Source organism: Streptomyces coeruleorubidus (assembly GCF_008705135.1).
GTDB classification, from domain to species: Bacteria; Actinomycetota; Actinomycetes; order Streptomycetales; family Streptomycetaceae; genus Streptomyces; species Streptomyces coeruleofuscus.
Window position 1 is genome coordinate 7,262,261 of the sequence record NZ_CP023694.1, and the last position, 18,303, is coordinate 7,280,563.

Below are 18,303 nucleotides of genomic sequence, written 5' to 3' on the forward strand. Positions count from 1 at the left end.
TCACCGACGGGGAAGTGTAGGGTGATTCAATCCATCAGTGGGGAGTGTGTCGCGTGTCCGTCGAGTCTGTGAGCGCCCAGGGGTACGCGCGGAAGAGCCTCGCCGTCCTCCAGCAGGTCATCGAATCCGCCCGGGGCGACGTGGCCGCCGCCGCGGACCTGGTCGCCGAGTGCGTACGCGCGGACGGTGTCGTCCAGGCCTTCGGCACGGGCCATTCGCAGGCCCTCGTCCTCGAACTCGCCGGCCGCGCGGGCGGACTGGTCCCCACCAACCGGCTGAGCATCGCCGATCTCGTCCTCTATGGCGGTGAGGACCCGGCCGTGCTCGACGACCCGCTCCTCGAACGCCGGGCCGGGGTGGCCGCCCGGCTCTACGACCTGGCCGCCCCGAACCCCCAGGACCTGTTCGTCGTCATCTCCAACTCCGGCGTCAACAGCGTCATCGTGGAGATGGCCCTGCACGCCAAGGAGCACGGCCACCGTGTCCTGGCCCTCACCTCCCTGGCCCACACCCGGGCCGTCCCCGCCGCCCACCCCAGCGGCCGGAAGCTCGCCGACATCGCCGACGTCGTCCTCGACAACGCGGCCCCGCGTGGCGACTCCCTGCTCGAACTGCCCGGCGGCGGCTCGGTCTGCGCCCTGTCCACCCTCACCGGCGTGATGCTGGTCCAGATGACGGTCGCCGAGGCGGCCGGCCGTCTCCTCGCCGCCGGAGAGCGCCCTCCGGTCTACGTCTCGGCCAATGTGCCCGGCGGCTTCGAGGGCAACCTGGAGCTGGAGAAGAAGTACGCGGGCCGGATCCGCCGCACGGCGAGCTGAGCCGAACCGGCCTGCTCCGCCCCCAGGGCGTGACCGAGCGGCCGCCGCGGAGCCCGGCCCGGCAGCCGGCGAACCGTTTCCGTCCGGACCATTGACGCGACCCCCGAGGACTCACACACTGGCCTGACTACGTAGTCATGAGCCGTCCGCCCGCCAGGCGGTCCCAGATGACTACGTAGTCCAAGATCGCCAGAAACCCGGGAGGCGCGCATGTCCGTCAGCGGAGCCGAAGGAGGCCTCCCGGCCGCCGGTGGGCGCCGCCGGCGTGGTCCCGGGATGACCGAGGTCGCGCGGGCCGCCGGCGTGTCGCAGAAGACGGTGTCGCGGGTCGTCAACGGCGAACCGCACGTCAGCCCGGAGGTGCGCGACCGCGTCCTGCGGGCCATCCGCGAACTGGACTACCGTCCCAACACCGCCGCCCGCGCCCTGCTCCTCGGCCGCTACCGCCGGATCGGCGTGGTCTCGCTGGGCAGTTCGCTCTACGGCCCGTCGACCCTGCTCATCGCCCTGGAGCGGGCGATGCAGCGCGCCGGGTACTCCGTCGCCCTGGCCAGCACCCTGGAAGGGCAGAAGGTCTCGGCCGCCGTGGACGCGTTGCTGGAGCAGGGCGTGGACGGGATCGTGCTGTCCGAGCCCATCGACGACGGCACGCCGCTCAGACTGAGCGCCGACGTGCCGGTGGTCAGCCTCGGCGAGGGTGTCGAGCTGACGCCGGGCACGAGTGCCGTGGTCGGCGGCGACGGTGTCGCGGCCGCCCGGATGGCCACCGAGCACCTGCTCTCCCTGGGCCACCGCACCGTCTGGCACCTGCCGGGCCCGCAGGACTGGTGGGCCGCCCGCGACCGCCTGCGCGGCTGGCGCGAGGCCCTCACCGCCGCCGGCGCACCCGAGCCGCCCCTGCCGTCACCGGGCGACTGGAGCCCGGCCTCAGGCTACGCAGCCGGACGGCAGCTCGCCGAACTCTCCGACATCACGGCCGTGTTCGCCGCCAACGACGACATGGCCATCGGCGCCCTGCGCGCGTTCGCCGACGCGGGCCGCGCCGTCCCCGGTGACGTGAGTGTCGTCGGCTACGACGACATCCCCGCCGCCGCCTATCTCTCCCCGCCGCTGACCACCGTCCGGCAGAACTTCGCCGCCGTCGCCGACCGCGCCGTCGACGTACTGATCGCCCTGATCGAGGGCCGCCCCGCCCCGGCCGAACCATCCGGCCAGGCAGTCGAGTTGACCGTACGGGCCTCCACCGGGCCGGTACGCGACCAGGGCCCCGTGCCCCACCCCGCCCCTGCTCCCTGACCGCCCCCGCCCCTACGACCGTCAGCGTTCCCGCCGACACGGCGCCCCCGCCGGCCGGTGCGGTCCGCCCTGCCCGCGTGCGCTGTCCGGGACGGCCGCCGCACGCCCCGCCCGCCCGTAGCCGCACCACGTGAGGAGTCACGTGTGTCCACCCCCATGCCCCCCAGCCCTCCGACCCGCCGCGCCCTGCTGCGCGGTGCCCTCGGCCTCGGTACGGCCGCCGCACTCTCCGCCTGCGGCGGCGGCAGCACCACGCCCCGCACCTCCGGCGACGTCACCCTCTCCCTGTGGACCCACGACCCGGGCTACGAGGACTTCTTCGTCAAGGGCGTCCCGGAGGCCGACCGCGCCACCGACTTCCGCTACCACCTGAAGGTGACCCGCTCCGGCCCCCCGGACATCGTCACCAAGCTGCTCGCCCAGGCCGTCGCCGGACGCGGCACACCCGACCTGGTGGGCTTCGAGATCGGCAGCTTCCCGCGCATGCTGCGCGGCGACATCTCCGAACGGCTGCTGCACGACTTCACCCCCGACATCGAGGCCGTACCCGGTCTGAAGGACGACCTGCTGCCGGCCCGCACCGCCCCCTTCAGCAAGGACGGCCGCGTCTACGCCTTCGACTCGGACACCCCGATGGTCGTCTACTTCTACCGCGACGACCTCTTCGACAAGTACGACGTCCCCGCTGACGTCGGCACGTGGGAGGAGTTCGCCGAGGCCGGCGCCCGGGTGTACCGGGACCACCGCGCCTCGCTGTGCGTCGTCTCCACGGCGGGCAGTGACCCGACCCAGGTCGTGCAGTCCTTCCAGATGCTCCTCTACCAGCGCGGCGGCGCGTTCTTCGACGCCGACGGGGAACTGCTCCTCGACTCGCCGGAGGCCGAGGAGGTGCTGCGTTTCCTGCGCGAGGGTCTGCGCAACGGCTTCGTCGTCGATGTCTCCGACTACTACGGGGCCGCCATGCAGACCGCCCTGAAACAGGGCCGGGTCATCGGCCTGCCCATGGCCATCTGGTACAAGAACTACGGCCTGGTGCCCAACGTGCCCGAACAGAAGGGCAAGTGGCGGGTGCGTGCCCTGCCCCGGTTCACCAACGGAGGCGGGGTGACCGCCGCGCTCGGCGGCACCGGCTTCGGCGTCGTCGAGGACAAGGCCAACACCCGCGCGGCCACGGAATTCCTCTTCAAGACCTGGCTCACCCACGACGGCCAGGTCCGCCGTTTCACCGAGACCGGCTATCTGCCCACCCGCCGGTCCGTGTACGACGATCCGCGCCTGGGCGGCTACGAGGACGACTTCTGCGGCGGACAGCGGCTCTTCCGTCTCTACCGCTCCCTGCTGCCGGACGTACCGCCGTTCCACCAGAGCCCCGACCAGTCGATCCTCTACGACGTCCTCGCCGGCAACCTGCTGCGCGCGTACCGCGGGGCTCTGTCGCCGCGGGAGGCGCTGCGGCAGACCGCGGCGGACTTCCATGACCAGGCCGGGCGGTAATGCGGCCGCATCGCCGCTGTGGCTCGTCGCGCAGTTCCCCGCGCCCCTGAGGGCGCTGCCGAACTCGGCGGATCAGGAGTAACCCACCATGACTACGACCGTTGCCGGGCCACCCGGCACCGCACGCACGCACGACGCCCCGGGCCGGGAAAAACACGGCCCCCACACGTCCTGGGCCCCCTACCTCTTCATCTCCCCCTTCTATCTCCTCTACGTCCTGTTCATGCTGATCCCGGTCGGCGCCTCGGTGTGGCTGAGCCTCACCGAGTGGGTGGGGCTCGGCACCCCGCACTGGGTGGGGCTGCGCAACTACCGGCTGCTCGCCACCGACATCAGCTTCCACCGGGCCCTCGGCAACACCGCCGTGTTCGTGCTGGTCGCGGTGTGTGCCGTCGTCCCGCTGGCGCTGCTGATCGCCCAGGCCCTCAACACCCGCGGCCTGCGCGTACGGGACCTGTGGCGCACCGCCTACTTCGTGCCGATCGTGGTCTCGCCCATCCTCGTCGCCCTCGTCTTCGGCCTGATCTTCGACCGGCAGTTCGGACTCGCGAACGCGGTGCTGCGCGCCCTCTTCGGCACCGGCGGGGTCGACTGGCTCGGCGATCCGAGCCTGGCCAAGGTGAGCATCGCCCTGGTGATGCTGTGGCGCTGGACCGGCTACCTCACCGTCTTCTTCCTCGCCGGCCTCCAGAACGTGCCCCGGGAGCTGTACGAGGCCGCCGCCCTCGACGGGGCCGGGCGGCTGCGCACCTTCACCACCGTCACCCTGCCGGCGCTGAAGCCGGTGACGGCGTTCGTCGTCGTCACGTCCTTCATCGGCGCGGCCCAGATCTTCGAGGAGCCGTACCTGCTGACCGGCGGCGGACCGGCCGAGTCCACCCTGTCCGTGACCATGTTCATCTACCGGGCGGCCTTCCAGCGCCAGCAGTTCGGCTACGCCGCCGCCGCGGCCGTCGTGCTCTTCGTTCTCGTCTTCGGCCTCAGCCGGCTCTTCAACCGTCTCCTCGGCATCGGGAGGGCCGCCTGATGACCCGCACCCGCATACCCCTCTACGGCGCACTGGTCCTGCTGCTCGCGGGCTTCCTCGCCCCGCTGGTGTGGGCGCTGAGCGGCTCGTTCAAACCGCGCGGCGACATCTTCGGCTACCCGCCGGAACTCGTCCCCGACCCGTTCACCCTCGACAACTACCGCACCCTGCTCACCGACCAGCCCTTCGGCCGCTGGTTCCTGATGAGCACGGTCGTCGCCGTCGTCGCCACCACCGTCTCGGTCTTCGTGTGCGCGCTCGCCGGCTACGGCTTCGCCAAGTTCCGTTTCGCGGGCAGGCGGCTGCTGTTCGACGTCATGTTCAGCTCGCTGTCGGTCCCGTTCGCGGTGATCCTCGTGCCGCTGTTCGTGATCCTCGTCAAGACCGGGCTCGGCAGCCCGTGGTTCGCGCTGATCGTGCCCTGGGTGGCGCCCGCGTTCGGGATCTTCATGATGCAGCAGTACATCGTGCAGTCCATCCCGGACTCGGTGCTGGAGGCCGCAAGGATCGACGGGGCGAGCGAGTTCGGCATCTTCCGGACCATCGTGCTGCCCCTGCTGCGGCCCTCACTGGGCGCCCTGGCCGTCTGGCAGTTCCTCCAGAGCTACAACAGCTTCCTGTGGCCGCTGGTGCTGGTCTCCGACAGCTCCCAGTACACCCTGCCGCTCGGCCTCCAGACCCTGTTCGTGTCGGAGCAACGGCAGTACGACCTCGTGCTCGCCGGAGCCGTCCTCGCCGTCCTGCCGGCCGTCGCCCTCTTCGTGCTGCTGCGCAAACAGCTCCTCGAAGGCCTGTCCACGGGCGCGGTCAAAGGCTGAACCCCCGTCACATCGGTTGAAGGAGAAGCATGTTCGAACTGCCCCGACGCGTCCTGTTCGGTGCCGCCTACTACCACGAGTACCAGCCGTACGAACGCCTCAAGGACGACCTCGACCTGATGGCCGAGGCCCGCTTCTCGGTGATCCGGGTCGGCGAGTCCGTCTGGTCCACCTGGGAGCCGGAGAACGGCCGCTTCGACCTCGACTGGCTCCAGCCCGTCCTGGACGGCGCCCACGAGCGGGGCATCTCGGTCATCCTCGGGACGCCCACGTACGCGGTACCGCCCTGGCTGGCCCGGCAGTACCCGGAGATCACGGGGGAGACCCGCACCGGCGAGCGCATCGGCTGGGGCGCCCGGCAGGAGGTCGACTTCACCCACCCCGCGTTCCGCTTCCACGCCGAGCGGATCATCCGCAGGATCACCGAACGGTACGCCGGCCACCCGGCGGTCATCGGCTACCAGGTCGACAACGAACCGGGCCTCCACCTCTTCCACAACCACGGCGTCTTCCAGCGCTTCACCGACGAACTGCGTGAGCGGTACGGCGACGTGGAGACACTCAACCGCGAGTGGGGCCTGGTCTACTGGTCGCACCGGCTGTCCACCTGGGCCGACCTGTGGACCCCGGACGGCAACGCCCAGCCGCAGTACGACCTCGCGTGGCGGCGCTTCCAGGCCCGGCTCACCACCGAGTTCATCGCCTGGCAGGCCGACATCGTCCGCGAGTACGCCCGGCCCGGCCAGTTCGTCACGACCTGCATCTCCTACGACCGCCAGGGCGTCGAGGACGACCGGCTCACCGACCGCCTCGACGTCACCGCGGGCAACCCGTACTACACGATGCAGGACGCCCTCGCCGTGCCCGACACGGGCGCCGCCGGGCAGGACTGGACGACCAACGGCACCTGGGCGCTGTACCGCAGCGCCGACCGCATGTACTCCTCCCGCCAGGAGCCGTTCCTGGTCACCGAGACCAACGCGCAGGCCATCAGCGGACCGTGGGACAACCGCCCCGCCTACGACGGCCAATGGCGGCAGGCGGCCTGGGCGCTGATCTCCCGCGGTGCCTCGATGATCGAGTACTGGCACTGGCACACCCTGCACTTCGGCACCGAGACCTACTGGGGCGGCATCCTCCCGCACAACGGGCGCCCCGGCCGCGTCTACCGCGAACTGGCGGCGCTGGGAGGCGAGTTGGAGAAGGCCGGTGACCTCGTCGCGTCCCTCACCCCGGACGCCGACGTCGCCTTCCTCTACGACGGGCCCAGCAAGTGGGCGCTCCAGGGCCAGCCGCCGCTGGCCGGCCCCGACGGAGGCCCGGACGGGCGGTCGTACGAGAGGATCTTCGACGCCTTCTACCACGGTGCCTTCGACGCCGGCCTCCAGGCGCGCGTCCTGCACCCCGGGCAGCTCCCGGACGCCGATCTGCCCCCGCTCCTGGTCGTCCCCGCCTACTACGCCGCCGACGACTCCGTCCTGGACCGGCTCCGCGCCCACGCCGAGGCCGGCGGCCATCTCGTGCTCGGCCCCCGCACCGGCTACGCCGACACCGAGGCCAGGGCCCGCACCGACCTCCAGCCGGGCCGACTGGCCGAGGCGGCCGGGGTGACGTACGACGAGTTCAGCAACCTGGCCGACCCGCTGCCCGTCACCGGCACGGACTCCCTCCCCCTCCCGGCCGACGCGCACGCCCTGCACTGGGCGGACGGGCTGCGGCCACAGGGCGCCGAGACGCTCGCGGCGTACACGCATCCGCACTTCGGACGCTGGCCCGCGGTCACCACACACCGCCACGGCGCCGGGCGCGTCACCTACGTCGGTACCGTCCCCGACCCCGTCTTCGCCCGGGCCCTGTTCGACCGGTACGCGCCGGAGGGTGCCTGGCACCCCGCACACCCGAGCGTCACGGCCACCTCGGCGACCGCCCGGGACGGTCGCCGCGTGCGCTTCCTGCACAACTGGTCGTGGGAGGAGGTGTCCGTGCCGGTGCCCACCGCCCTGCGCGACGCGCTGTCGGAGACCGTGTACGGCGACGCGGTGCCGCTCGGGCCGTGGGACGTGAAGGTCCTGCTGGAGGAGCAGAGCTAGCAACCGTCGCTTCCGGCCGGAAAGTTCCGGCCGCCCGTTCGCTGGGCATCGTCTCAGGGGCGTGGGCCGCGCCGCCCCGGAGGGGGAGCGGGCGGGCCGTTCGGCCGGCGAAGGGATGAGAAGCCATGACGTCACCGCTGCCCCCGGGAGAGACGCTGTCGCAGCCGGTGCTGAACCCGCCGGCGTCGGTCGCGGTGTTCCTCGTCGCCACGATCGACTCCGGCGGGGAAGCCGTCGTCCGGGAGGCGCTGGGGTCCCTCGCGGGCCTGGTGCGGTCCGTCGGCTTCCCCAGCCCCGACGGCGGGTTGGGCTGCGTCGCCGGGATCGGATCCCGGGCCTGGGACCGGCTGTTCGGCGGCCCGCGGCCCGCCCGGCTGCACCCGTTCCGCGAACTGGCCGGGCCCCGGCACCACGCCCCGGCCACCCCCGGCGACCTGTTCTTCCACATCAAGGCCGCCCGCACCGACCTGTGCTTCGCGCTGGCCGCCGAGCTCGTGCGGCGGCTGCGCGGCACGATCACCGTGCGGGACGAGACACAGGCGTTCTCGTACTTCGACTCGCGCAACCTCCTCGGCTTCGTCGACGGCACCGAGAACCCCGTCGGCCCGGCGGCGGCCGACGCGGCGCTGGTCGGCGCGGAGGATCCCGGCTTCCGCGGCGGCAGTTACGCGCTCGTGCAGAAGTACCTGCACGACGTGGACGCCTGGGAGGCCCTCGCCGTCGAGGCGCAGGAGAAGGTGATAGGCCGCAGCAAGCTCAGCAACCTCGAACTCGACGCGCCCGGCTCGCACAAGGACGTCAACACCGTCCTGGGCCCGGACGGCTCGGAGCAGAAGATACTGCGGGCGGCGATGCCCTTCGGCAGGCCCGGGCACGGGGAGTTCGGCACGTACTTCGTGGCCTACGCGCGTACGCCGGACATACCCGAGACGATGCTGCGCAAGATGTTCCTCGGTGGTCCGGGCTCGGGCCCGGACCCGCTGCTGGACTACTCGCGGGCCGTCACCGGCAGCCTCTTCTTCGTGCCGCCGACGGAGTTCCTGGAGGCCTTGCCGGACAGCTGACCGCCTCGGGGTGCCGTCAGAGCACCTTGCGGTGCAGAAGGGCCGACAGGACGAGGGCTCCCGGCAGGAGGGGGAGCCACACGGTCAGCACGCGGTAGCCGATGACGGTGGCCGTGGCGGTGGCCGCCGGGGCGCCGAACGCGGCCATGGTGAAGACGAGCGCGGCGTCCACGGGGCCGATGCCGCCCGGCGCGGGAACGGCCCCGACCGCGGTGCCGGCGACCAGCAGCGCGAGGACCACCTGCGCCCAGGACAGCGGCAGCCCCAGCGAGAAGCCGACCGTGGCGATCACACTGCCCTGGAGCAGCGGGGTGGCGGCCGCCCCGCCCCACAGGGCGAGCACACGGCAGGGCCGGGTGTGCAGTTCGCGGGCGTCGGTCAGCGCCGTGCGCAGGAAGCCGAGGACCGGGCGGCGCAGAGCCCGTACGGTCACCAGCGTCACGGCGCTCGCGGCGAGCGCGAGCAGCGCACCGCCCGCCGCGAGGAGCAGCGTGCGGTCGTCCGGGACGAGCGCACCGAGCCGCAGGACGTCCGGGAACGCCACCAGGAACGCCAGCAGCACCACCGTCTTGGCGACCGGTTTGACCAGGGAGTACAGGGCGAGTGAGGCGGTGGCCCGGGGCAGGGGGATGCCGCGGCGCTGAAGGAAGCGCAGGGTGACGGCGTGCGCGCCGATGCCCGCCGGCAGCACCTGGTTCGCGGCACCGGCGGCGAACTGCGAGGCCACCAGCAGCCCGGGCGGCAGCCGCTCCGGCAGGGCGCCCTGCCGGACACAGGCGGCGGCCACCCACGTCAGGCAGGTGCAGACGAACGCGACGAGCAGCCACCCGGGGTCGGCCGAGGCCAGCCGGGCGGCCCCCTCGTCCACCGCACGCCGGTCGACCAGGGCCCATCCCCCGACCAGCAACAGCGGCAGCAGGGCCAGGACCGGCCGCACGAGCCGTGCGGCGGCGGGGAAGCGGCGGCGCGGTGCGGCGGGGAGCGGGGCGGGGAGCGTTTCGAGCCGGGACACGGCGTACGTCGTCCTTCCGCGTCACGCCCGGGGACGGGGCGGACGATGCAGGGCGAGTCAGGGGGACGCCGGAAACGTGCCCGGCCGGTGTGACGCGGGGGTGTCGGGCAGCGGAAGCGAGAAGGGCGGGAGAACGACACGGCCGGTTCCGTGAGGGGATGCGTCTACGCCGCGACGGACCCCGCCCCCGCCCCCGCCACCGGAAACCCCGGACTCCGCAGCACGCGCCTGTCCGCGTCCACCGCGAACACCTCGCAGTGCTCCCGGGCCGCCGCCCACTCGACGCCCTCCGTGCCCAGGGCGAACGCCGCCGTCGCGACCGTGTCCGCCTCGGTCAGGGTCGGGGCCACGACGGTCATGCTGATCAGGCCCGTCGCCGGGCGGCCCGTGCGGGCGTCGAGGATGTGGTCGCCGCGTTCGTAGCGGGCGGAGGTCGCGACGGCCCGGTCCGTGAGGTCCAGGACCGTGCAGAGCCGGTCGGCGTGTTCGGGGTGGCGTACGCCGACGCGCCAGGGGCCGCCGGAGGCGATCACGTCGCCGCCCGCGTTGAGGCAGAAGCGCCGCGCACCGGCCGCCCACAGCAGCTCCGCCCCCTTCTGCACCGACCAGCCCTTCACCACGGCGCAGGGGTCGAGGCCGCGGCCGGGCAGCCGGACGTCGAAGGCGCCGCCGGTCGCGATCCGGTACTCCTCGCACAGGTCCAGGACCTCGCGGAGCTCCGGGCCGGGGTCGCGCACCTCGCCCCGGTCCAGCCGTGACACCTCGCTGTCCGGCCGGAACGGGCTGAACCGCGCGTCGACCTCGCGCAGCCAGGCGAACAGGCCGTCCACCGGCGCCTCGGGGAAGCCCTCGTCGTCGATCCGTACCGACACCGGGAACCCCATGACGTGCTCGACGCGCCGCATGCTCTCAGCCCCTCGCGTCGATGGCGGCCTGGAGCGACTCCTTGTAGCCGTCGCTGGTGATCGTGGCACCGGACACCGTGTCGATGCCGGCGCTCTGCGCCTGGAGCGTCTCCTCGATCAGCTTGGGCACGGCGGCCGTGGTCTGCGGGTGGTTCGGCTGCTGGAGCATCCGCACCGAGGCGATCTCGTCGCCGTCGAACGTGACCTCGACCTGCACCGGGCCCTTCTCGGTGTCGATGGTCGAGCCGGACACGACCGTGGTCGTCGGGCCGCCCGACGAGGAGACCGAGGGTGTCGACGCGGGCGCGGCGGCCCCGGCGGCGGACGACGACGCCGGCCCGGTGTCGGGCGACGGCGCGTACCGCCAGAGCGGGATCAGCCCCGCGATGCTCAGGACGAGGACGGGTATGGCTCGCTTCACGAATCTCTCCTCGTCATCCGGCCAGGCTGAAGCGCTCGAAGTGGGTCTGCGTCCTTGGCACGCCCAGCTCGCGCAGGCTGCCGAGCACCGCGTTCATCATCGGCGGCGGGCCGCACAGGTACACGTCCCGGCCCGTGATGTCCGGGACCAGACGCGCCAGCTCCCGCGGCGCCAGCCGGTCGGGCACGGCCGGCCCGGTGACCAGGTGCAGCTCGGCACCCTTGGCGAGCGCGAGTTCGCGCAGCTCGTCGTAGAGGACGGCGTCCTGGTCGGTGGCCACCCGGTAGATCACGACCGCGTGGCCGTGCAGTTCCTCCAGCAGGGCCCGGATCGGGGTGACACCGACGCCGCCGGCGATGAGCAGGGCGTCCGGGCGGGTGCGGTGCAGGGTGGTGAAGGCGCCGTAGGGACCCTCGGCGAACACCCGCGTGCCGACCTTCAGGTGCCGCAGGGCAGCGCTGCCGTCGCCCGCCCGCTTGGCGGTCAGGCGCAGGGTGCGGCCGTCCGGCGCGGCGGACAGCGAGAACGGGTTGGCCTGCCACCAGCGGTCCTTCGTCAGGAACCGCCACAGGAAGAACTGTCCGGCCCGGGCGGGCAGCCGGTCCAGGTCGCGGCCCGCGATGTAGACCGAGACCACGTCGTCGTTCTCCGGGATCACGGCCGTCACACGCAGCTGGTGGCGCAGGTTGCGCCACAGCGGCAGCACCAGGCGGCCGAGGAACACGGACGCGAGGGCCACGCCCCACACGGCGTACCAGTACGTCCGCGCCACGGACGACGAGGTGAACGACGTACCGGCCGCGACCTGGTGCGTGAACGCCAGCACCACCGCGACGTAGGTGTACAGGTGGATGAAGTGCCAGGTCTCGTACGCCAGCCGGCGCCGGGCGTAGCGGGCCGAGACCGCGCCGACCACGATGATGATCGCCAGGGCGGCGATCGCGCGCAGCACGCCCTCCACCGTCTCCGCGAGGTCCACCAGCTGGTTCACCGGGTCCAGGGACGAGGACTGGGCGTAGCCGAAGACGATGAACACGGCGTGCGCCAGCAGCAGCCACAGCACCGAGAAACCCGTCCAGCGGTGCCAGGACGTCAGCCGGTCCATGCCGATCCGCCGGTCGAACCACGGCAGCCGTGCCACCAGCAGCAGCTGGAACGCCATGAGCAGCGCCCCGTACAGGCCCGCCAGCCGCCCCAGCACGATCAGGGTGTTCGAGGCGAAACCGGCTTGAACGAAGAAGACGGTCACCACGACCGCGTTGGCGAGCAGCAACGCGTACAGGCCGCTACGGCCCACCACTCTGGGGCGCACGCCCGGCCGGGTCGCCGCGGGAGGTTCTCGGAGGGTCGTCACGATCGGCAGCTCCTTGATCGGATCCTGGGACACCGAGCTTGTCGCGGGGGAGCTGTCGGAATACTGTCGCCCGACTTTCAAGTGTTTATCGATCCGGCGGCGAAGCCCCGGGCGGCTATGGCGGCACGGGGCGGGTGAAGCACTATGAGCGGGTGGAAAAAGTACGACTCCTCGTCGTCGACGACGACCCGCCCATCGCCGACCTCGTCGCGACCGTCGCCCGCTACGAGGGCTGGGAAGCGGTCACGGCGTACTCCGGCGAGGACGCGCTCAAGCGGGCCGCCGAGTTCCACCCGGACATCGTGGTGCTCGACCTGATGCTGCCCGGCGTCGACGGCTTCGGCGTCCTGGACCGGCTGCGCGCCTCGGGCACGATGGTGCCGGTGGTGTTCCTCACCGCGCGCGACGGCGTCGCCGACCGGGTCGCGGGCCTGACTCGGGGCGGCGACGACTACCTGGTCAAGCCGTTCGCCGTGGAGGAGCTGATGGCCCGGCTGCGCACCGTGCTGCGGCGCAGCGCCGGCCCCGCCTTCCAGCGGTCCGTGCTCCAGGTCGGCGACCTGACCATGGACGAGGACACCCGCGAGGTGCGGCGCGGCGAGAAACTGCTGTCGCTGACCCCGACCGAGTACGAGGTGCTGCGCTACCTGATGCGCAAGTCGCCCACCGTGCTCACCAAGGCGCAGATCCTCGACCACGTGTGGGAGTACGGCTTCGGCGGCCGCTCGAACGTCGTCGAGCTGGTCATCAGCCGGCTGCGCCGCAAGCTCGACGAGACGGACGACGGCGGTGCGCCGCTGATCCACACCGTGCGGGGATTCGGGTACGTCCTGCGACAGGCCTCCGAGTGATCGCCCGGCTGCGGCGGGCCTACCGCGGGATGCGCCTGGGCACCCGGCTGGCCCTCGGCCTCGGCGCGCTGTCGCTGGTCGTCTTCGCCGTCGTCGGCACGGCCCTCACCACGTACATGCGCGACTACCTGTCGGCCCAGCTCGACACCCAGCTGGCGCAGGCCCAGATCGCCCAGTCCAAGAGCATCGCGGACTACGGCACGCTCTCGGGCAAGAAGTACTACAGCTGGTTCTACGCCGTGTACGACGTCTCGGACGGCACGCCCGAGCTCCGCAGGCCAGAGGACCCCGCCGACCTGCCCGAGGACGTCGACGACTTCACCGCCCTGGCCTCGGCGCAGAGCGCCGCGCACACCGAGCTGCTGCGCACCGAGCACCTCAGGGGCGCGGGCACCTACCGGCTGCGCGCCTGCGAGGTCGAGCCCGGGGTGATCCTGGTGAGCGCCGCGCCCATGGAGGACATCGAGGACACGGTCGGGCAGCTGATCACCATCCAGGTCGTCACCTTCGCGCTCGCGCTGCTCGCCCTGGTGGTGTTCGGCCGCCGCATGCTGCGTCGCGGGCTGAAGCCGCTCAGCGACATGGCGTCCACCGCGCACGGCATCGCCTCGCACGACCTGACCGAGTCGGCGGCCCGGCTGCCGCTGCGCGCCGACGGCCGGGACGGCGGCCCGGAGGTGGACGAGCTGCGGACCGCCTTCAACACGATGCTGGAGCACATCGACGACTCCCTGGCCGTGCGCGCGGAGGCCGAGCAGCGGCTGCGCCGGTTCGTCGCGGACGCCTCGCACGAACTGCGCACCCCGCTGATGTCGGTACGCGGCTACGCCGACCTGTTCCAGTACGCCGCCGCCAACGCCCCCGAGGAACGCGACCGGCACCTGGCCCGGCTGCGCGCCGAGGCCGCCCGCATGGGCATCCTCCTGGACGACCTGCTGCTGCTCGCCCGGCTGGACGCGGCGGAGGTGGAGGCGCCGCTGCGGTGCGAGGACGCCGACCTGGTGGAGCTGGTCCAGCAGGCCGCCGACGCCTTCCGGGCCAGCCGGCCGGACCACCCGCTGACGGTGGCCGCCGGCCCGGGGGCGCTCAAGGTGCGCCTGGACCCGCAGCGCGTCCGGCAGGTCCTGGACAACCTCCTCGCCAACGCCGCCGTGCACACCCCGCCCGGAACCCCGGTGTCCGTGGACGTCACCGTCGCCTCCCACACCGCCCTGGTCCGGATCGCCGACGCGGGCCCCGGCATCCCGCCCGAGGACCAGGAGCGCGTCTTCGACCGCTTCTACCGCGTCGACAAGGCCCGCAGCCGCGACCGCGGCGGCAGCGGCCTCGGCCTGGCGGTCGCCCACTCCCTGGTCCGGGCCCACGGCGGCCGCATCGAGCTGGACAGCGAACCGGGGGCGACGGTGTTCACCGTGCGCCTGCCGCTGGACGGGGCGGCGCTCCCGGCCGCCCCGGGGCCGGAAACGACCGCCGTCTAGACTCGACCGGCAACAGCCCGTACGACCATGGCCAAAAGTCTCCGCCAACCCGAAGGGCCCGGCGTCTTGATACGGATCGATTCAGTCACCAAGCGGTACCCGGACGGCACGGTGGCGGTCGACCGGCTCTCGCTGGAGATACCCGACCGCTCGATCACCGTCCTCGTCGGACCGTCGGGCTGCGGCAAGACGACCACCCTGCGGATGATCAACAGAATGGTCGATCCGAGCGAGGGAACCATCCTCCTCGACGGCGAGGACATCCAGCGACAGCCCGTCACCACCCTGCGCCGGTCCATGGGTTACGTCATCCAGAACGCCGGCCTCTTCCAGCACCGCACCATCGTCGACAACATCGCGACCGTGCCCCGCATGCTCGGCTGGGGCAAGCAGAAGGCCCGGGCGCGGGCCGCGGAGCTGATGGAGCGGGTCGGGCTCGACGCCGCGCTCGCCAAGCGGTACCCGTACCAGCTCTCCGGCGGCCAGCAGCAGCGCGTCGGCGTGGCCCGGGCGCTCGCCGCCGACCCGCCCGTGCTGCTCATGGACGAGCCGTTCTCGGCGGTCGACCCGGTGGTGCGCAAGGGACTCCAGGACGAACTGCTGCGCATCCAGGACGAGTTGGGCAAGACCATCATCTTCGTCACCCACGACATCGACGAGGCGATCAAGCTCGGCACGATGGTCGCCGTGATGCGCACCGGCGGCCACCTCGCCCAGTACGCGCCCCCGGCCGAGCTGCTGTCCAGCCCCGCCGACGCCTTCGTCGAGGACTTCCTCGGCGGTGACCGCGGCATCCGGCGCCTGTCTTTCTTCCCCTCCGCGCGGCTGGAGTTGACGAGCGACCCGGTGATCCCGCTCGACGCCACCGCCGAGCAGATCGCCGCCCCCGACGCCCCCTACCTCCTGGTGACCGACCCGAACGGCCGGCCGCTCGGCTGGAGCGAGCCGCGGGACCTGGTCGCGGGGGACATCCGGCCGGAGCGACTGCTCTCCTACGGGCGGCCGTTCGTGCCCGGCACCGACTCGCTGCGGGCCGCCCTGGACTGCGCGGTGCTGTCGCCGGCCGGCTGGGCCGTCGCCGTCGACACCGGCGGGCGGGTGACCGGCGTCGTCTCGCAGCAGACCATCGGCGAGGCGATCCGCAGCGCCCACGCCGCCGGGCGCGACGACGAGAAGGTCGCCGGATGAGCGACTACCTGCACGACTTCTTCGACATGCCGAGCGACCTCCAGCACAGCTGGATCGGACTGGTCGGACTGCACTTGAGGGAGGCCTTGCTGCCGGTCGTGGCCGGACTGCTCCTCGCACTGCCGATCGCCCAGCTCTGTGTGCGCTTCCGCTGGCTCTACCCGCCCGTCCTCGGCATCACGACCGTGCTGTACGCCGTCCCGTCGCTGGCGTTCTTCGTCGTCCTCATCAACTACACCGGGCAGACCGAACTCACCGTGATGATCCCGCTGGCCGTGTACAGCCTGGTGGTGCTCGTCCCGGCGATCGTCGACGGGGTGCGCTCGGTGCCCCCGGAGACCCTGTCCGCGGCCACCGCCATGGGATTCGGTCCCGTACGGCGGTACTTCCAGGTGCAGTTGCCGATCGCGGTCCCGGCGATCATCGCGGGTCTGCGGGTGGCGACCGTGTCGAGCATCTCCCTCGTCAGCGTCGGCATGCTGATCGGCAACCAGGGCGCGCTCGGCAACCTGCTCCACGACGCGCAGATCTACAACCGGCCCGAACTGACCTGGAACTCCGTGATCACCACGGCCCTCCTGGCGATCCTCGTCGACGCCCTGCTGGTCCTCGTGCGCGTGCTGCTGACGCCGTGGATGCCCAGCGGCACGGCCGGCCGCAAGCAGGCGCCCGCCCTCAAGGACGCAGCCCGGTGAACGTACTGAACTTCGTCAACGCCTTCTTCAGCGACAGTGCCCACTGGCACGGCTACGACGGCATCCCGACCCGCCTCGGCGAACACGTGCGGTACACCCTGGAGGCGCTCGCCCTCGCCGCCGCGATCGGACTGCCGGTCGGCCTGGTCACCGGTCACTACGGGCGCGGCGGGAACGCCCTGTCCCTGGTCGCCACCGCCGGGCGGGCCCTGCCCAGCTTCGGCCTGCTGGTGCTGATGACGACCCTGCTGGGGTTCGGGATGCTGCCCGTGATGATCCCGCTGGTCGTCCTCGCCGTCCCGCCGATCCTCGTCACCACCTATGAGGCGATGCGGTCGGTCGACCCCTCACCGGTGGACGCCGCCCGCGGCATGGGCATGCAGGAGTCCCGGATCCTGTTGCAGGTGGAACTGCCGGTCGCCCTGCCGCTGATCCTGAGCGGTCTGCGCTCGGCGGCCATCCAGATCGTGTCGACGGCGACCATCGCCGCGTACGTCAGCCTGGGCGGTCTCGGCCGGTACATCGTCGACGGCCTCTACCAGCGCAACTACGAGAAGGTGGTGGGCGGCGCGACGCTGGTCGCCGTCCTGGCGCTGGTCACGCTCGCGCTGTTCTGGGCGGTCGCGCGGGTCGCGGTGTCGCCCGGAGTGCGCAGGAGATGAGAGACGGAGTGCCGCAATCTGCCGCAGATCGACACCGATTGTAACCAGGCTGCACTTGACTGACCGAAGAGCGGCTGGCTTGGATCAGTGGGTGATTACTACGGCGAAGAGCAGCACCCGGTCCATCACGAGGCACCCCGCCGCGGCAGCGGTCGCGCTCGCCGCGGCGGCGGCTCTTCTCGGAGGCTGTTCCTCCGGCGGCACCTCCGACGACCCGCTCAAGGGCGGCGGAGCGGAGAGCGGCACCGTCGTGGTCGGCTCCAACAACTTCGCCGAGAGCATCCTGCTCGCCGACATCTACGGCGAGGCCCTCAAGGCCAAGGGCATCAAGGTCACCTACAAGCCCAACATCGGCAGCCGCGAGACCACGTACGGCCTGATGAAGAACGGCGCCATCACCCTGCTGCCGGAGTACAACGGCTCCCTGCTGGCGTACCTCGACGCCAAGGCCAAGCCGAAGACGGTCGAGGAGACCACGACCGCCATCAACGGCAAGCTCGACTCCAAGCTGGAACTGCTGAAGCCGTCGGCCGCGCAGAACAAGGACTCCGTGACCCTCAACGCGGAGACCGCGAAGAAGTACAAGCTCACCTCCGACTCCTCCATCGGGGAGCTCAAGGACGTCGCCAAGGACCTGGTGTTCGGCGGCTCCCCGGAGTTCCAGACCCGGCACCAGGGCCTGGTGGGCCTGAAGTCGGTGTACGGGCTGGAGTTCAAGTCCTTCAAGTCCCTCGACGCGGGCGGGCCGCTGACCCAGACGGCGCTGAAGAAGAACACCGTGCAGGCCGCGGACCTCTTCACCACCGACCCGACCATCGCCCGGGACAAGTTCGTCGTCCTGAAGGACCCGGAGAACCTCTTCGGCTTCCAGAACGTGCAGCCGCTGGTCCGCAAGGGCGAGCTGTCCAAGGAGGGCGCCGAGGCGCTCGACGCGGTCTCGGCCAAGCTCGACACGAAGACGCTGCTCGACCTGGACGCACAGGTGCAGCTCCAGAAGAAGGACCCGCTGGACGTGGCCAAGGCGTGGCTGAAGTCGGCGGGCCTGGTCTGAGTCCGAGCCGGCTGCCCGGCACGATGCGGTAACGGTTCGGGCGGATCCCCAGTGGATCGAACGCGGGCCGGGGGTGGGG

Annotated in this window: 17 protein-coding genes; 13 read left to right on the forward strand and 4 right to left on the reverse strand. The window is 71.9% G+C overall.

Annotated features, from left to right (window positions below):
• Positions 1-53: 53 nt before the first annotated feature.
• The 7 genes from CP976_RS33505 (at position 54) to CP976_RS33535 (ending at position 8,607) form a co-directional block, all read left to right on the forward strand.
• Positions 54-818: a sugar isomerase domain-containing protein gene (locus CP976_RS33505; protein ID WP_150483665.1), complete on the forward strand. Its 765-nt coding sequence runs from the start codon at positions 54-56 to the stop codon at positions 816-818.
• Between the two features lie 276 nt (positions 819-1,094).
• On the forward strand, positions 1,095-2,114 hold the full coding sequence (locus CP976_RS33510; RefSeq protein WP_150485605.1) for a LacI family DNA-binding transcriptional regulator: 1,020 nt from the start codon (positions 1,095-1,097) through the stop codon (positions 2,112-2,114).
• Positions 2,115-2,258: 144 nt separating this feature from the next.
• Positions 2,259-3,608 carry an ABC transporter substrate-binding protein gene (locus CP976_RS33515; RefSeq protein WP_150483666.1) on the forward strand — a complete coding sequence of 450 codons (1,350 nt, stop codon included), beginning with the start codon at positions 2,259-2,261 and terminating at the stop codon, positions 3,606-3,608.
• 88 nt (positions 3,609-3,696) lie between these two features.
• Positions 3,697-4,635 carry a carbohydrate ABC transporter permease gene (locus CP976_RS33520; protein WP_150483667.1) on the forward strand — a complete coding sequence of 313 codons (939 nt, stop codon included), beginning with the start codon at positions 3,697-3,699 and terminating at the stop codon, positions 4,633-4,635.
• On the forward strand, positions 4,635-5,453 hold the full coding sequence (locus CP976_RS33525) for a carbohydrate ABC transporter permease (RefSeq protein ID WP_150483668.1): 819 nt from the start codon (positions 4,635-4,637) through the stop codon (positions 5,451-5,453). Before CP976_RS33520 ends, CP976_RS33525 begins: the two co-directional genes overlap by 1 nt.
• A 29-nt stretch (positions 5,454-5,482) precedes the next feature.
• A complete protein-coding gene (locus tag CP976_RS33530) occupies positions 5,483-7,543 on the forward strand; it encodes a beta-galactosidase (protein WP_150483669.1) in 2,061 nt (686 codons plus the stop codon).
• A 125-nt stretch (positions 7,544-7,668) separates the two neighbouring features.
• A complete protein-coding gene (locus tag CP976_RS33535) occupies positions 7,669-8,607 on the forward strand; it encodes a Dyp-type peroxidase (protein WP_150483670.1) in 939 nt (312 codons plus the stop codon).
• A 16-nt stretch (positions 8,608-8,623) separates the two neighbouring features.
• Here the strand turns inward: CP976_RS33535 and CP976_RS33540 are convergent, their stop codons facing one another.
• From CP976_RS33540 to CP976_RS33555, 4 genes are all read right to left on the reverse strand, one after another.
• Positions 8,624-9,619: a lysylphosphatidylglycerol synthase transmembrane domain-containing protein gene (locus CP976_RS33540; RefSeq protein ID WP_150483671.1), complete on the reverse strand. Its 996-nt coding sequence runs from the start codon at positions 9,617-9,619 to the stop codon at positions 8,624-8,626.
• A gap of 164 nt (positions 9,620-9,783) precedes the next feature.
• On the reverse strand, positions 9,784-10,524 hold the full coding sequence (locus tag CP976_RS33545; protein ID WP_150483672.1) for an FAD:protein FMN transferase: 741 nt from the start codon (positions 10,522-10,524) through the stop codon (positions 9,784-9,786).
• A gap of 4 nt (positions 10,525-10,528) precedes the next feature.
• A complete protein-coding gene (locus CP976_RS33550) occupies positions 10,529-10,945 on the reverse strand; it encodes an FMN-binding protein (protein WP_150483673.1) in 417 nt (138 codons plus the stop codon).
• A gap of 13 nt (positions 10,946-10,958) precedes the next feature.
• Complete coding sequence (locus CP976_RS33555) at positions 10,959-12,245, reverse strand: ferredoxin reductase family protein (protein ID WP_150485606.1); 1,287 nt, start codon at positions 12,243-12,245, stop codon at positions 10,959-10,961.
• Between the two features lie 206 nt (positions 12,246-12,451).
• Here CP976_RS33555 and CP976_RS33560 point away from each other — a divergent pair, with 206 nt between their 5' ends.
• The 6 genes from CP976_RS33560 to CP976_RS33585 all read left to right on the forward strand — a co-directional run bounded on the left by CP976_RS33560 (position 12,452) and on the right by CP976_RS33585 (position 18,224).
• Positions 12,452-13,150 (forward strand): response regulator transcription factor, encoded by a 699-nt coding sequence (locus CP976_RS33560; RefSeq protein WP_086850548.1) that lies wholly within the window; start codon positions 12,452-12,454, stop codon positions 13,148-13,150.
• Positions 13,147-14,628, forward strand: coding sequence for a sensor histidine kinase (locus CP976_RS33565; protein ID WP_150483674.1), 1,482 nt, complete (start codon positions 13,147-13,149; stop codon positions 14,626-14,628). The genes CP976_RS33560 and CP976_RS33565 overlap by 4 nt, the downstream gene beginning before the upstream one ends.
• A 66-nt stretch (positions 14,629-14,694) precedes the next feature.
• Positions 14,695-15,816, forward strand: coding sequence for an ABC transporter ATP-binding protein (locus tag CP976_RS33570; protein ID WP_167537472.1), 1,122 nt, complete (start codon positions 14,695-14,697; stop codon positions 15,814-15,816).
• Positions 15,817-15,824: 8 nt separating this feature from the next.
• A complete protein-coding gene (locus CP976_RS33575) occupies positions 15,825-16,511 on the forward strand; it encodes an ABC transporter permease (RefSeq protein ID WP_150485608.1) in 687 nt (228 codons plus the stop codon).
• Entirely contained in the window at positions 16,508-17,173 is a 666-nt protein-coding gene (locus tag CP976_RS33580; protein ID WP_150483675.1) for an ABC transporter permease, read from the forward strand. Before CP976_RS33575 ends, CP976_RS33580 begins: the two co-directional genes overlap by 4 nt.
• 79 nt (positions 17,174-17,252) lie before the next feature.
• Entirely contained in the window at positions 17,253-18,224 is a 972-nt protein-coding gene (locus CP976_RS33585) for an ABC transporter substrate-binding protein (protein ID WP_425282100.1), read from the forward strand.
• Positions 18,225-18,303: the final 79 nt, after the last annotated feature.